17 protein-coding genes are annotated in these 13,073 nt (G+C 71.7%); 6 read left to right on the top strand and 11 right to left on the bottom strand.

What is annotated here, in order from left to right; all coding sequences use genetic code 11:
- Positions 1-565 (top strand): aldehyde dehydrogenase family protein (locus tag KME79_RS24000; RefSeq protein WP_219546405.1); only part of this gene is annotated, 565 nt, incomplete at its 5' end.
- A 111-nt stretch (positions 566-676) separates the two neighbouring features.
- Positions 677-1,780, top strand: coding sequence for a DUF4037 domain-containing protein (locus tag KME79_RS23995; RefSeq protein WP_219546423.1), 1,104 nt, complete (start codon positions 677-679; stop codon positions 1,778-1,780).
- Positions 1,781-1,789: 9 nt separating this feature from the next.
- Here the strand turns inward: KME79_RS23995 and KME79_RS23990 are convergent, their stop codons facing one another.
- Positions 1,790-2,236 (bottom strand): MarR family winged helix-turn-helix transcriptional regulator, encoded by a 447-nt coding sequence (locus tag KME79_RS23990; protein ID WP_219546422.1) that lies wholly within the window; start codon positions 2,234-2,236, stop codon positions 1,790-1,792.
- 100 nt (positions 2,237-2,336) lie between these two features.
- On the opposite strand from KME79_RS23990, the gene KME79_RS23985 reads away from it, so the two are divergent.
- Positions 2,337-2,513 (top strand): hypothetical protein, encoded by a 177-nt coding sequence (locus tag KME79_RS23985; RefSeq protein WP_219546404.1) that lies wholly within the window; start codon positions 2,337-2,339, stop codon positions 2,511-2,513.
- Positions 2,514-2,521: 8 nt separating this feature from the next.
- On the opposite strand, the gene KME79_RS23980 is transcribed toward KME79_RS23985, so the two are convergent.
- The 3 genes from KME79_RS23980 to KME79_RS23970 all read right to left on the bottom strand — a co-directional run bounded on the left by KME79_RS23980 (position 2,522) and on the right by KME79_RS23970 (position 4,481).
- Positions 2,522-3,307, bottom strand: coding sequence for an SRPBCC family protein (locus KME79_RS23980; protein WP_308249027.1), 786 nt, complete (start codon positions 3,305-3,307; stop codon positions 2,522-2,524).
- Positions 3,304-3,624 (bottom strand): ArsR/SmtB family transcription factor, encoded by a 321-nt coding sequence (locus KME79_RS23975; RefSeq protein WP_219546403.1) that lies wholly within the window; start codon positions 3,622-3,624, stop codon positions 3,304-3,306. Before KME79_RS23975 ends, KME79_RS23980 begins: the two co-directional genes overlap by 4 nt.
- 95 nt (positions 3,625-3,719) lie before the next feature.
- Positions 3,720-4,481 (bottom strand): MerR family transcriptional regulator, encoded by a 762-nt coding sequence (locus KME79_RS23970; protein ID WP_219546402.1) that lies wholly within the window; start codon positions 4,479-4,481, stop codon positions 3,720-3,722.
- An 80-nt stretch (positions 4,482-4,561) separates the two neighbouring features.
- Here KME79_RS23970 and KME79_RS46485 point away from each other — a divergent pair, with 80 nt between their 5' ends.
- Both KME79_RS46485 and KME79_RS23960 read left to right on the top strand, forming a co-directional pair.
- Positions 4,562-5,365: a MerR family transcriptional regulator gene (locus tag KME79_RS46485; RefSeq protein ID WP_219546401.1), complete on the top strand. Its 804-nt coding sequence runs from the start codon at positions 4,562-4,564 to the stop codon at positions 5,363-5,365.
- 22 nt (positions 5,366-5,387) lie between these two features.
- Entirely contained in the window at positions 5,388-5,546 is a 159-nt protein-coding gene (locus KME79_RS23960) for a hypothetical protein (protein ID WP_219546400.1), read from the top strand.
- An 82-nt stretch (positions 5,547-5,628) separates the two neighbouring features.
- Here the strand turns inward: KME79_RS23960 and map are convergent, their stop codons facing one another.
- Positions 5,629-6,393, bottom strand: a complete 765-nt coding sequence (gene map / locus KME79_RS23955; protein WP_219546399.1) for a type I methionyl aminopeptidase — start codon at positions 6,391-6,393, stop codon at positions 5,629-5,631.
- Between the two features lie 46 nt (positions 6,394-6,439).
- On the opposite strand from map, the gene KME79_RS23950 reads away from it, so the two are divergent.
- Positions 6,440-6,694 carry a helix-turn-helix domain-containing protein gene (locus tag KME79_RS23950; RefSeq protein ID WP_148031563.1) on the top strand — a complete coding sequence of 85 codons (255 nt, stop codon included), beginning with the start codon at positions 6,440-6,442 and terminating at the stop codon, positions 6,692-6,694.
- Between the two features lie 165 nt (positions 6,695-6,859).
- Here KME79_RS23950 and KME79_RS45190 read toward each other — a convergent pair whose 3' ends face one another.
- The 6 genes from KME79_RS45190 to KME79_RS23920 form a co-directional block, all read right to left on the bottom strand.
- Entirely contained in the window at positions 6,860-7,360 is a 501-nt protein-coding gene (locus KME79_RS45190; protein WP_308249028.1) for an ATP-binding cassette domain-containing protein, read from the bottom strand.
- Positions 7,361-7,436: 76 nt separating this feature from the next.
- Positions 7,437-7,919 (bottom strand): hypothetical protein, encoded by a 483-nt coding sequence (locus KME79_RS23940; RefSeq protein ID WP_219546398.1) that lies wholly within the window; start codon positions 7,917-7,919, stop codon positions 7,437-7,439.
- Positions 7,916-8,440 carry an RNA polymerase sigma factor gene (locus KME79_RS23935; protein WP_219546397.1) on the bottom strand — a complete coding sequence of 175 codons (525 nt, stop codon included), beginning with the start codon at positions 8,438-8,440 and terminating at the stop codon, positions 7,916-7,918. Before KME79_RS23935 ends, KME79_RS23940 begins: the two co-directional genes overlap by 4 nt.
- Before the next feature lie 95 nt (positions 8,441-8,535).
- Positions 8,536-9,966 (bottom strand): RICIN domain-containing protein, encoded by a 1,431-nt coding sequence (locus KME79_RS23930; RefSeq protein WP_219546396.1) that lies wholly within the window; start codon positions 9,964-9,966, stop codon positions 8,536-8,538.
- An 8-nt stretch (positions 9,967-9,974) separates the two neighbouring features.
- Entirely contained in the window at positions 9,975-11,444 is a 1,470-nt protein-coding gene (locus KME79_RS23925; RefSeq protein WP_219546395.1) for a pectinesterase family protein, read from the bottom strand.
- Between the two features lie 493 nt (positions 11,445-11,937).
- The gene (locus KME79_RS23920) at positions 11,938-13,014 is read right to left on the bottom strand and encodes a tyrosine-type recombinase/integrase (protein WP_219546394.1); all 1,077 of its coding nucleotides are present in this window, start codon (positions 13,012-13,014) and stop codon (positions 11,938-11,940) included.
- Positions 13,015-13,073 lie beyond the last annotated feature (59 nt).

Below are 13,073 nucleotides of genomic sequence, written 5' to 3'. Positions count from 1 at the left end.
CTACGCGTTCGTGGAGGGCCTGGCCGCCAAGGCGGGCGCCCTGCCGGTCGGCGACCCGGCGGCCGGCGACGTCGCGCTCGGCCCGGTGATCGACGCCGGGCAGCGCGACAAGATCCACGGCCTGGTCACCGCCAGCGTGGAGCAGGGCGCGCAGCTGGCCTCCGGCGGCACCTACGAGCGGCTGTTCTACCGGCCGACCGTGCTGGCCGGGGTGCCGCTGACCGCGCCGGCCTTCGCCGAGGAGGTCTTCGGCCCGGTCGCGCCGGTGACCCGCGTCTCCTCGGCCGAGGAGGCCGCCGAACTGGCCGCCGCCGGCGAGTACGGGCTGTCGCTGGGCATCGTCACCCGCGACGTGATGCGCGGCCTGGCCGTGGCCGAGCGGATCCCGACCGGGATCGTGCACATCAACGACCAGACCGTGAACGACGAGGCGAACGCGCCCTTCGGCGGGGTGCGCGCCTCTGGCACCGGCGCCCGGTTCGGCGGGGCCGCGGCCAACATCGAGGCCTTCACCGAGACCCGCTGGATCACGATGCGGGGCGAGCCGCCCCGCTACCCCTTCTGACGGCGCGCGGGCCCCGGCCGGGAGCGGGTTTCCGGCCGGGCGCCGGCCCTGCCGGGGGCGCGGATAATTCGGATGTGGCAGGCGGCGGCGTCAGGCACAGTGGACGGCGTGATGTCCGATTTCATGCCCGGTATCGAGTTGTCCCGCGCCTTCTACGGTGAGGTCGTGGCGCCGCTCGTCGCCGGTGTTCCGCATAGTGCCGCGCTGATCGGTCCCGGGTCGGAGGTGCTGGCGTTCGACACCAGCCGCTCGACCGACCACGACTGGGGGCCGCGCGTGCTGGTCTTCGCGCCCGCGGGGGTGGTGACGGAGGTGGAGGCCCGGGTGGCCGCCGGGCTGCCGGAGCGGTTCCGCGGCCAGCCGACCGTGTTCGACTACCTGGGGGAGAGGCGGCCCGGCGTGGTGGTGACCGAGCTGGGGTCGTGGCTGAGCGGCCGGCTCGGGTTCGATCCGCGGCGGGGGGTGACGCTGCTGGACTGGCTGTCGGTGCCGTGGCAGCGGCTGGCGGAGGTGACGCAGGGGGAGGTGTTCCACGACGGGCTGCCGTCCCCGGCGGCGGAGGGCGTGCCGTGGCAGCGCGGCCCGCAGCCGGGTGGCCTGGAGGCGGTGCGCGGGCTGCTGCGCTGGTATCCGCAGGACGTGTGGCGCTACGTGCTGGCCTGCCAGTGGCGGCGGATCGCCGAGGAGGAGGCGTTCGTGGGCCGGTGCGGCGAGGTGGGCGACGAGCTCGGGTCGGCGGTGGAGGGCGCGCGGCTGGTGCGGGAGGTGATGCGGCTGGCGCTGCTACTCAGGCGACGTTATCCCCCGTACGCCAAATGGCTGGGCAGCGCGCTGGCGCGGATGCCGGGGTCGGCGGAGCTGGCGGAGGCGCTCGGCGCGGCCCTGGCCGCCCGGTCGTGGCGGCAGCGCCAGGAAGGGCTGTCGGCGGCCTACCGGCGGCTGGCCGGCCTGCAGAACCGGGTCGGCCTGGCGGGCCGGCTCGACGAAGGGGTGCGCGGATACCATGACCGGCCGTTCGAGGTGATCGGCGGGGAGCGCTTCGCGGCGGCGCTGCTGGGGGCGGTGTCGGATCCGGTGGTGCGGAGCCTGCCGGTGGCGGGCTGCGTGGACCAGCTGTCGGATTCGACCGATCTGCTGACGTCGCCGCCCCGGGCGCGCGCCGCGACCGCCGCCGCCCTGGGCCTGTCCGCGCCGCCGGACCGTCTCACCGCCTGACGGCTCACGTCAGGGCTGGGCGTTGCGGGCGGCCGCGATGACGCGGGTGAGGACCTGGTGCAGGTCCTGCAGCTCGTCGAGGTCCATGCCGAGGCGGGCGACGATGGCCGGGGGGATCTTCTCGGCCTCGGCCCGCAGCCGGCGTCCTTCGGGGGTGAGGGTGACGGCGAGGGCGCGCTCGTCCAGGCTGCTGCGCTCGCGGTGGATGTAGCCGAGCGCCTGCAGCCGCTTGAGCAGCGGCGACAGGGTGCCGGCGTCGAGCTGCAGCAGCTCGCCGAGCTCCTTGACCGACAGGGGCTCGTGCTGCCAGAGGGCGAGCATGGCCAGATACTGGGGGTGGGTGAGCCCGAGAGGCCGCAGCAGCGGCCGGTAGAGGGCGATCACTCCGCGTGAGGCGACGCTGAGGGCGAAGCACACCTGCCGGTCGAGGGCGAGCAGGTCTGTCGCCTCTGTCACAGGCTTCACGCGTGCCCACCTCCGGTCGCCCCTGGTAGATTAGTTTGCGTACAAACTAATACTGTACAAAAAATTGACACGCAAATCTTGGGGACGCCACGTGTTTCACCGCAAGCCGCTGGAGGAGCGCATCGCCGAGCGCCAGGCCAAGCTGCCTCCGCTGAAGGAGGGCAAGCACTTCGAGCACGGCCCGGCCAAGTTCGTGTTCGTCGCCCTGCTGGTCGCCGTGGCGCTCATGCACTTCGTCGGCCTGGCCGTGGTGATGCACTTCTACTGATGGGCGCCTCAGCCGGCGTCGAGCAGGGCCTCGGCCAGCTGCTCCACGCGGGCGCGCCAGGCCGCCAGGGTCGCGGCGTCGCCGGGGCCGGTGAGCGTGAGGCGGGCGCCGTGACCGGTGCCCTCGCCGAGCTCCCAGCGCACGGTGCCGCCGCCGGTCGCGTACTCCAGGATCTTTCCCGGTTCGGCGCGTGAGACCGGCCCCGCCGTCACGCCCGCGGCGGTGAACGGGGCCGGCGGCGGCGACCCGGGCTCGGCGCGCCCGCCCTCCAGGGCTCGCCAGACCTCGCCGGCGGGACGGGTGAGCTGGCGTTCGAGACGGACCGCGCCGCCGGAGAGCTCGCCGGAGGTCAGGCCGAGGATGGCCACGTAGTCCTCGTGCAGCCGGCCCAGGTCGCCGGGGCGGGGGAGCGGGCGGCCGTCGAGCAGGGCCGCGAGCGCGGCCATGCAGGTGTGCCAGCCGGAGGCGAAGCTGGCCGCGCCGAACCGGTCACCGAACACGTGGGTGAGGGTCAGCAGACTGCCGTCGCCGTCCGGGCGGATCTCCCAGCGCAGCTCGTCGTCGCCCCAGCTGTGGGCGAACACCCGGGGCGGGTCCAGCTCCAGCACGCGGCCGTCGGGGCCGAACCCGTAGCGGACGCGGTCGCCGTCGATGACGAGCTCGGCGGGGAACCACTGCTTGAGGTGGCCGGGCTCGGTGACGGCCCGCCACACCTTCTCGGGCGGGTGCGGCAGGCGGCGGCTCATGCGCAGCTCGGTGCGGCCGTCGGGACGGATCATCAGGTGGTCGTTCACCGGTCCTCCTCGCGGTGGTCGGGCATGGTGTCCAGGTGCCGCTCCAGCCGGTCGAGGCTGCCGCTCCACAGGCTCCGGTACGGGGCGAGCCAGGCGTCGATCTCGGCCAGCGGCTGCGGGCGCAGCTCGTACCAGCGGCGCTGCGCCTCCTTGCGTACGGTGACGAGCCCGGCCTCGCGCAGCACCCGCAGGTGCTTGGAGGTGCCGGGCTGGGACAGGCCGAGCTCCGCGGTGAGCTCGGCGACCGGGCGGGGCCGCTCCAGCAGCAGATCGAGGATCCGCCGCCGGGCGGGCTCGGCGAGCACGTCGAAACGCATGCCAGCCAACATACTGCAATGGTTATATACCGGCAACGGCATCAAATCCGGACTTATTAATCTACAAAGTAAATTCGCCCGGTTCGTACGGAAATCTACGCACCAGACCGACAAGCATTGGCCACGATGGCCGAACGCAGGAAAGCGGCCAGGCCGGGCGCGAGCGTCTCGTAGGTGGCGGTGAACCGCGGATCCGACACGTACAGCTCGCCGAGCCCGCGGTGGATCTCGAACGTGCACGTGTAGAACCAGCGGCTGATGTGACCGCGGTGCCGCTCGGCCAGGTCCATGGCGTGCTCGCCGTCCGGGGGCAGGCCGGCCTCGCAGGCGGCGGCGAGGCCCCGGCTGATCGCCTCGGCTTCGGCTCTGAGCTCCAGCCAGTCGGCCCTGGTGTAGGAGGCGACGCGGCGGCGGCTCTGCTCGTAGGCGGCGCTGCCGCCCCAGCGGCGTTCCACCTCGGCGTCGTGGTCCTCGGGGGTGAAGGCGCCGAAGAGTTCGAGGCGTTCTGCGGGGGTGAGGGCGATGCCGCGGGTGCGGGCTTCGATGGCGCGTTCGACGGCGGTGATGACCTCGCGCAGGCGTTCGGTCTTGCGGACGAGGAGTTCGTGCTGGCGGCGCAGCTGGGTGAGCTCGTCGGTGGCGGGGTCGTCGAGGATGACGGCGATCTCGTCGAGGGGGAAGCCGAGCTCGCGGTAGAGGAGGATCTGCTGCAGGCGGATGAGGTCGTCGTCGGTGTAGCGGCGGTAGCCGGCGTGGGTGCGCTCGCCGGGGGTGAGCAGCCCGATCTCGTCGTAGTGGTGCAGGGTGCGCACGGTGATGCCGGCCAGTCTGGCCACGTGTCCGACGGTGAGGCTCATGGGACCAGTCTGAAGCCTCACGCCGGGTGAGGCGCAACCCGCTGGACTCGCCCCCTCTCGGGAGGGCCCATGCTGGGGGCGTGGACGGTGATCTGCTGCCGATCGGGCAGTTCGCGCGGCTGGGCCGGTTGAGCGTGAAGCAGTTGCGGCACTACGACGAGCTGGGGCTGCTGGTTCCGGCGTGGGTGGATCCGGTGACGGGCTACCGCTATTACCGGGCGTCGCAGGCGCGGGTGGCGTTGTCGATCGGGTTGCTGCGGTCGCTGGACGTGCCGCTGCCGGTGGTGGGGCGGGTTCTGGAGGGCGACGCGGGTGCGCTGGAGGACGTCCGGGCGGGGCTGGAGGCGGAGCTGGCGCGGCGGCGGCGGACGCTGGCGGCGCTGGAGCGGGTGATGGCCGGCGGCCTGCCTGCGCCGGAGGTGTCGGTGGCGCGGCTGCCGGCGCGGCGGGTGCTGGCGGCGCGGGAGGTGCCGGGCGGCCCGGAGGGGATCGGCCGGGCCACCTCGGCGGCGGTGGCGCGGGTGCTGGCCGTCTCGGCGGGGGAGGGGGAGGTGCGGCTGACGGGGGTGTTCCCGGTGGATCTGGACGGGGCGTTGGAGGTGCTGGTGGCGCGGGAGGTGCCGGTCGGGGCGTGGCGCGACGGCGCGGCGACGGAGCCCGGCGCGGGGGTGCTTACGGAGGTGCTGGCGGGCGGGGTGTTCGCGGCTGCCCGGCATGTGGGCCCGTACGACCAGATCCCGCTGACGGCGAGTGCGGTGCTGGCGTGGTGCGGGGAGCGGCGGCTGGTGGCGCTGGAGGTGCGTGAGGTGTACGTGTCGGATCCGGCGGTGACGGCGCCGGATCGGCTGGTGACGGATGTGCTGGTCCGCTTCGAGGAGGAGTGAGGCCGGCGGCCGTGGGGGAGCGGTGGCGGGACTGCGGCTGGCGGAGGTGACGCAGGGGGAGGTGTTCCACGACGGGCTGCCGTGCCCTGCGGCGGAGGGAGTGCCGTGGCAGCGCGGCCCGCAGCCGGGTGGCCTGGAGGCGGTGCGCGGGCTGCGGCTCGCCTCCGAAAGTCCGGCGTAGGACGGCCTGGGGTGATCAGGGTGGGGCCGCGGCGTTCGGCTCGCCTCCGGAGGACGGCGGGGGACGTGCCGGCCCGGGGTGGTCAGGGTTCGGTGAGGATGACGGGGCCGTCGTCGGTGATGGCGATGGTGTGCTCGGCGTGGGCGGCGCGGCTGCCGTCGGTGGTGCGCAGGGTCCAGCCGTCGGCGGCGACGCGGTAGTGGCCGCTGCCGGGGGCGAGCATGGGTTCGATGGCGAGGGTCATGCCGGCGCGCAGGGTCATGCCGCGGCCGGGGCGGCCTCGGTTGCTGACGTGGGGGTCCTCGTGCATGTGGCGGCCGATGCCGTGGCCGCCGAAGTCGGCGGGGCCGGCGTAGTGGCCGCGGGCGGCGACGGTCTGGATGGCGTGGCCGATGTCGCCGATGCGGTTGCCGGGCACGGCGGCGGCGATGCCGGCGGCGAGGGCCTGGCGGGTGGTGTCGATGAGGGCGCGGTCGGCGGGGTGCGCGGTGCCGACGGTGAAGCTGATGGCGGCGTCGCCGGCCCAGCCGTCGAGGTAGGCGCCGCAGTCGACGCTGACCAGGTCGCCGTCGCGCAGGCGGTCGCGGCCGGGGATGCCGTGGACGATGGCGTCGTTGACGGAGACGCAGATGACGGCGGGGTAGGGGGTGGGGGCGAAGTGCGGCTGGTAGCCGAGGAAGGCGGAGGTGGCGGCGGCTTCGCGGATGGTGGTGGCGGCCAGGTCGTCGAGCTCGGCTATGGGGGTGCCGGGGGCGGCGTGACGGGCGACGGCCTGAAGGGTGCGGGCGACGACGCGGCCGGCTTCGCGCATGGCCTGGAGCTCGCCGGTGGTCTTGATCTCAACCATGGCGATAACTATACCGGTATTTCTATTGGGTTATAGACTTGCGGGCATGGTCCGTCCCCCGCTCACTCCCGAAGAACGCCTGCGCGGCGAGCGCCTCGGCACCCTCCTGCGCCAGGCCAGAGGCGAGCGCAGCATCACCGAGGTCGCCACCGCCGCCGGCATGTCCGCCGAGACCCTCCGCAAGATCGAGACCGGCCGCATCGCCACCCCCGCCTTCTTCACCATCGCCGCCCTGACCGACGTCCTCGGCATCTCCCTCGACGACCTCGCCCTCCACACCACCCCCGCCGTCCCCACCTGACCTGCTCCGGCAAGCAGCGGGGGAGTGCGGGCCCCGAACCCGTCACGGGGTGTCGGCAAGAAACGTGTCATGAGCCCCGAACGGCGTTGATCTTGCTGTGACTTGCCTGGTCATCGCCGCGGGTTCTTCAGACCGTAACTGAGGCCGGCTCACCACGCAGGCGCTTCAGCCCAGCAGCGCGATCACACCAGCGAGGAGTATCGCGGCGACGAGCACGGCCACTACGACCAAGACCGTCGTGCCGAGCCGCCGGCGGATGAATTTCGGGTTGTGGGCCATCGTGATGTCCTTCAAGGCTAGGCGTGGCGTCGGATCGCCAGATAGGCGATACCGGTCAGGGCGACGCGTGCGCTGGCCGCCGCACAATCGGTCCACCCGCTCGCGCGGGCCGATGTCATGCCCGGGCAACAGTGACTGCGCAGCCGCACGATCCCCGCGGGGGTTGGCCGCGGAGCCGAAGCGCAGCAGGTCGGCGACGCTCCACCGGCGATACAGTGGCTTGTCCTGGGCGACGAACGCGACCGCGGCCGTCCCCAGCGGACGGCCGAAGACCTCCGCCCGTCCCGCGGTGGGCGTCAGCAGGCCGGAAACCAGGTTCAGCAGCGTGGACTTGCCTGCCCCGTTCGGCCCGACCAACGCGGCCCTGGCCCCGGCGAGCACCGCGATGGTGGCCTCGCGCAGCGCCCACCGCAGCGCCCACCGCTGCCGGTAACGCCTGCCCAGGCCGCTGGTCCGCAGCGCGTCACCGCTCTTCCCCGCCGGTCAGCTCGTGCATGCGGCGCAGCAGCGCCGCGCGCCGGGCATGGGCGCGCAGCGCCAGTGCCAGGGCCACTGCGGCGAACAGGCCCCCGACCGCCAGGGCGAGCCCCGCCCCGGTGCCACGCTGCACGGCTACGACGGTCACGAGTGCCGTGGTGGCCAGCGAGGCGGCCAGGCCGATCCAGGCGGCGATCACCCGATCGGTGGCGAACAGCGGAACCCGGCGCGTCAGCAGCCACCCACCGTAGGCTGCCCAGGCCAGGCAGAGCACGGTGAACAACGCGAACGCCACCTGCGTGCGCCCGGGCAGCGGCCCTGGCTCCGACCACCACAACGTGCCCACCAACACCGCGCCGGCTGCACCGGCCAGCAGTGTCGTCACCGCCCGGATCCGGACTCTCAGCGACAGCACCGGAGCCAGGTGCTCGATCATGTCCTGCGCCGACAGGCGTGGTTCGTCCGTCATGGCCCGTATCCCTTCTCCTCCAGGTGTCCACGCAGCAGACGACGGGCGCGGTTGAGCCGGGACTTGACTGTTCCGGCCGGGATCTGGCAGATCTCGGCGCACTCCTCCACCGGCAGGTCCTCCAGGTAGAACAGGACGAGGATCTCCCGCTCCAGCACCGGCAGAGCTGACAGCACGCTCACGAGCGCGGCACGATCCACCATGGCCTCAGCCGGGTCTTCGACGACCATGTCGCCGAATCCGGACGTTTTCTCCTCCTGGGCGTACTCACCGCGCAGCCGGTCGGTGACCGACCGCCGGGCGATCGTGAACAGCCACGGCGCGAACCGGCCGGGTTCCCTGAGCCGGGGCAGGCCGCGGACGACGGCCAGCCAGATCTCCTGCGTAACGTCGTCGGCCCGGTCAGCATCCAGCATGCGGCGCACATAGATCCACACCGGTCTCCGCCACCGAGCCAGCAGTTCGGCCAGCGCCGCGCGCTCTCCCAGCTGAGCGCGCACCACCAGCAGCTCATCGGTCATCTCGCCCTCCCGTCATCTTGCACAGTCGGGCGAGAAGCCAAGAAGGTTCACGGTTCCCGGATCACCTATGGAGTACGGTCACCGCAACCGGCAGTTCACGTGCCGATGTTCGGCTGAGGGCCTGCGTACGCCTGGACCAGAGACGGCACCTGGGAGGCCGAGTCCAGGCTGTAGGAGTAGAACGAACCCGGCGTGAACGCCGAACCCCCGGTCTCCTGCTGGCCGGTGCAGCCGGAGCAGACGCTGCCCGACTGCCGCAACTGGGCGGCGTCGTCGCGGTAGTACGGGTCCTTCACGTTCTGGAAGTAGCTGTTCTCCAGCACCATCCTGGTGCCGCCGCGCGCGTAGTTGCCGTAGCCGGTGATGTTCTGCAGATAGTTGTTGTAAAGGTGCGCATAGGCCACGTTGTCCGTGGACGGGTTACGCGAGGCGTTGTCACGCAGCCAGTTGTGGTGGATGGTCATCCGCGAGGTGACGTTCGGGGTCCAGCCGATGCCGAACGCCTTGCGGCCCTCCGCGATGACGTTCCACGACACCGTCAGGTACGAGGTGTCCTCGCGGCTGTCGATCAGGCCGTCGTTCATCCGGGTGATGTGGTTGTGGTCGATCCACACGTGGTGGGCGCCGTCCATCTGGATGCCGTCGAAGTCGTAGGTGTCGTCGCCGGGGTCGTCCTCGGGCATCAGCGTGTCCCGGATCGTCAGGTTGCGGATGATGACGTTCGAGACGCCGTCCAGGAAGAAGCCCCCGCCGACGAGGGTGCCGTTCCGGCCGACGCCGACGATGGTCTTGTTGGAGGCCACGCGGATCTCGTTCCCCTTGGGGGAGGCGGTAAGGGTGCCGTTGACCCGGATCACGTACGGCTGACCGGCCGTGGCGTACCGCACCAGGTCCGCGTAGGTCGTCACCGTGACCGTCTGGCCGGCCGCGCCGCCCGTGGTGGTGGACAGGCCGCCGCCGCTGGTGGCGGCGAAACCGTCCGCGGTGCTCGGCCAGGTCCTGCCGCCGGTCGAGACGGGATTGAAACGCCACTGCATCCGGGCGATGTCGGAGCAGGCCTCCTGGACGACAGGGTTGTTGCCCGCGGTGGAGCCGTCCTTATTGCCGACGCACAGCCCGCTGTGGGAACTGCGGAGCAGGAACCGGTCGGCGACCGTGGAGGGAGTCATGGTCCACGTCTGGTTGGTGCTCGCGCCGCATGTCCACTGCCACAGCTGGACACCGGTATCGGTGGAATAGTTCGGCACGTCGACGCAACGGCCGCTGTTCACGTTGACCAGGCCGTACGCGCCGTTCTGGGCGACGACCCGGAACTGCTGCGCACCCGCGGACGCGTCACAGGCGATCTGGGCCAGCAGGCCGCCGTTACCGGTTGCGGCGCCACTGACGTTGACGCATTTACCGCTCGAGGCCGACACCAGCGTGTAGACACCGCCGGCCACCGGCGTCGCCGCCCCCGCCGGTAAAGCCGGCAACCCGACGGCGAACAGCACCGCGGCAGCCAGGGTCCCGATAAGTCGTCTCATGTTTCCTCTCACAAGGGGTTCCATCCGTCGGTGCCGGCCAGGTATCTCTGCGGGGTGTAGTTCGCGGCTTGGGAGTCGCTGAGCTGCGGACGGTTGCTGTTCGTACCAGCTCCTGGGCCGGTGTTGCGGTACTCCAGGAAACGGGCGTTCCTCCAGGAGTTGGCGGACATGTCGGTCCACGGCTGGGAGGTGCGGATCGTCGGGCTGAGCGTGGACTCGCGGTAGAGCACCTGCGCGTCCGGCCGCCACGGACGGCCCAGCGTCGTGTTGCCGCTGCCCGCGCCGGTGATACGCGAGCGGTAGAACAGGAAGCCGTACGTCTTGGTGGCCGCGGTGCTGGCCGCGGTGATCGGGCCGCCCGTGCTGCGCTTCTCGTAGATGTCACAGCCGTCGAAGACGATCGTGCCGCCGCCGAAGATGAAGTCGACGGTGCCCTCGACGTAGGAGTTCTTCATGTACGCCCGCGCCGAGTCGCCGAGCAGGAAGGTGTCCTGGTCGCCCAGCACCCGGACGTCGGTCAGCACGGCGCGGTCGGAGTCCAGCCGTAGCGCCACCGCCTGGTGCCCCTCGGGGGTGGAGGTCTCGTCGAAGTCGTTGGAGATCGTCAGGTTGCTGACCACCGCGTCGCGGCCGGAGATCTGCGCCGTGAAGCTCCCGGAGGTGCCGCTGGTGTAGGCGGAGCGGTTGTTCACGATAACGGTGGCCGACGGGCCGGAGCCGTCGCCCCGAAGCGTGACGTTCGGCTTGTTCATGGTGACGATCTCGCGGTAGGTGCCCGGTCTGACGGAGATCAGCACCCGGCTGGAGTTGCCTGACGGCACCGCGTTGATCGCCGCCTGGACCGTCCGGTACTGCCCGCTGCCGTCGGCCGCCACCGTGAGCGTGGACCCGGGGGGTTGGGTGGGGGTTCCGGCGGCAGGGTTGAAGCGCCATTGCATGCGGGCGATGTCGGAGCAGGGCTCCTGAACGATGGGATTGTTGCCCGCGGTGGAGCCGTCCTTATTGCCGACGCACAGCCCGCTGTGGGAACTGCGGAGCAGGAACCGGTCGGCCACCGCCGACGGCGTCAGGGTCCACGTCTGGTTGCCGCTCGCGCCGCACGTCCACTGCCACAGCTGGACACCGGTATCGGTGGAATAGTTCGGCACGTCGACGCAACGGCCGCTGTTCACGTTGACCAGGCCGTACGCGCCGTTCTGGGCGACGACCCGGAACTGCTGCGCACCCGCGGACGCCACACAGGCCACCTGCGCCAGCAGCGCACCATTGCCGGTCGCCGAACCACTGACGTTGACGCATTTACCGCTGGAAGCCGACACCAGCGTGTAGACACCGCCGGCCACCGGCGTCGCCGCCCCCGCCGGTAAAGCCGGCAACCCGACGGCGAACAGCACCGCGGCAGCAGCGAGAACCCGCCCCACGGCCCGGGGCGGGACGTTCGCGAGCGAGCCGTCGGCCGACGGCGAACGGTCAGGCATGACCTTCGTCTCCTTGTCCGCAGGATCCGGGAAAGCAGGTGCCTCCGTGGCACCGGTGTCGCTGGCCGAGAGCGAAACACGCCGGGATCGAGCCGGTCAACGAACCCCGTTCGGACGACAGCCGCCGCGAACCTGCCATCGCCTCCCGGACCTGGGGTGCGGGGCCGGACGCCACGACGCGGGCCTCTGAAACTTTCTGGATCCAGCCCGGACAGGCCAGGTTCATACATCCGAGCTATCCCTCGGGCTCGTGCACAGGGGGACGCGGCTGACGGCCTCGGTCGGAACCCCGCAAAGCAGGTACGGCAAGTGGCGTCCGGCCTTCAGCTCGGATCACTCACCGAGAAAGAACCGCGAAAGATCCGATGCCAGAGCTTCACCGAGGTCGAGCCGTCAGACGATCAGGGGCCCTCGCACCGCGCTTCCGGCGGTATCGGACCCTCCCGCGCCACGACCCGTGTGAACGGTCACCAGCTGGTGCGGGGAACGCCGATCAACCCTGCCCGTCGCCGGCTTCCCCGGCCGGCCCCGCCCCGTCACGGACACGACCGGGACGCGGCTCCTTCAGCAGCGGATGAGCCCGCATCGCCACCTCCAGCTCACCCGGCAGCTCGTCACGATAACGCCCCAGCGTCGACAGATCACCATGCCCCAGCACCCGCCGCACCGCGTCCATGTCGACCGCGTCCGCCAGCAGATGCGTCGCCGTCGTGTGACGCAACCCATGAGGCGTGACCGTACGCCGCCGATCCGGATCCACCCGCCGCTGCACCCGATCGATCACCGCCTGCACGTCACCCCGCGCCAGCCGCCGCCCACGCCACGACAGCAGCAACGCCTTGTCCGCCGACTCCGAACGGCCCCGCTCCAGATAGGCCTCCAGCACCCGCGCCACGTCCGACGGCAACGGCACGTCACGCGTCCGCCCGCCCTTGCCGAAGATCCGCCAATAACGCACACCGTCATTGGTGAAGAAATCCTCCACATTGGCCCGCACCAGCTCCGACACCCGCGGCCCCAGCGTGGCCAGCAACAGCACGATCAACGCGTCACGCAACTCCGTCCGCTGATCACGACGGCCCGGCCCCGACGGCTCCTCACCCAGCCGCCGCGCCGCCCCCACCAGACCCTGCGCCTGCTCACGCGTCAGCGCCCGCCGCTCCGGCCGCAGCCCGCCCCGCTCCCTGGCCGTGATCGTCGCCACCGTCATCGGATTGACCTGCACCCAGCCCACCAGCGCCGCATGCTTGAACAACGCCGAGATCGACCGCCGGAACCGCGCCTGCGACGACGCCGACTGCCGGCCCCGCCCACCAGCCTCCCCGCCGGCGGGCCGGCGGCCGTCGGGCTTGCGGGCGAAGGCCAGCAGCACCGCGTCGACATCCGCACCCGTCAGATCGTCGAGCACCCGGCCCGCGCCCGCCAGCTCCACCAACGTCGCGACGTCACGCGCGTACACCTCCGCCGTCGCCGCCGACAACGCCCCCGTCAGCACCCTCGCCCGCACCAGCTCCACGTAGCGGTCCGCCGCCTCCGCCACCGACACCCGGTCGAGCTCCGCAGGCCGCACCCGTGCACCCCTTCTCCCGTCAAGATCCAGCAGAAGGACACGGTAGCGGCCGCCACCGA

The sequence above is a fragment of the Nonomuraea harbinensis genome, from assembly GCF_019396385.1.
GTDB classification, from domain to species: domain Bacteria; phylum Actinomycetota; class Actinomycetes; order Streptosporangiales; family Streptosporangiaceae; genus Nonomuraea; species Nonomuraea ferruginea.
This window is presented reverse-complemented; position numbering and strand designations above follow the sequence as displayed.

Coding starts and splice junctions, on each gene's coding strand:
- KME79_RS23970 (WP_219546402.1), bottom strand. CDS start 4,481: ATGAGCCTCACCGTCGGACACGTGGCCAGACTGGCCGGCATCACCGTG.
- KME79_RS23925 (WP_219546395.1), bottom strand. CDS start 11,444: ATGCCTGACCGTTCGCCGTCGGCCGACGGCTCGCTCGCGAACGTCCCG.
- map (WP_219546399.1), bottom strand. CDS start 6,393: ATGGTTGAGATCAAGACCACCGGCGAGCTCCAGGCCATGCGCGAAGCC.
- KME79_RS23950 (WP_148031563.1), top strand. CDS start 6,440: ATGGTCCGTCCCCCGCTCACTCCCGAAGAACGCCTGCGCGGCGAGCGC.
- KME79_RS23975 (WP_219546403.1), bottom strand. CDS start 3,624: ATGCGTTTCGACGTGCTCGCCGAGCCCGCCCGGCGGCGGATCCTCGAT.
- KME79_RS23940 (WP_219546398.1), bottom strand. CDS start 7,919: ATGACGGACGAACCACGCCTGTCGGCGCAGGACATGATCGAGCACCTG.
- KME79_RS23935 (WP_219546397.1), bottom strand. CDS start 8,440: ATGACCGATGAGCTGCTGGTGGTGCGCGCTCAGCTGGGAGAGCGCGCG.
- KME79_RS23995 (WP_219546423.1), top strand. CDS start 677: ATGTCCGATTTCATGCCCGGTATCGAGTTGTCCCGCGCCTTCTACGGT.
- KME79_RS23930 (WP_219546396.1), bottom strand. CDS start 9,966: ATGAGACGACTTATCGGGACCCTGGCTGCCGCGGTGCTGTTCGCCGTC.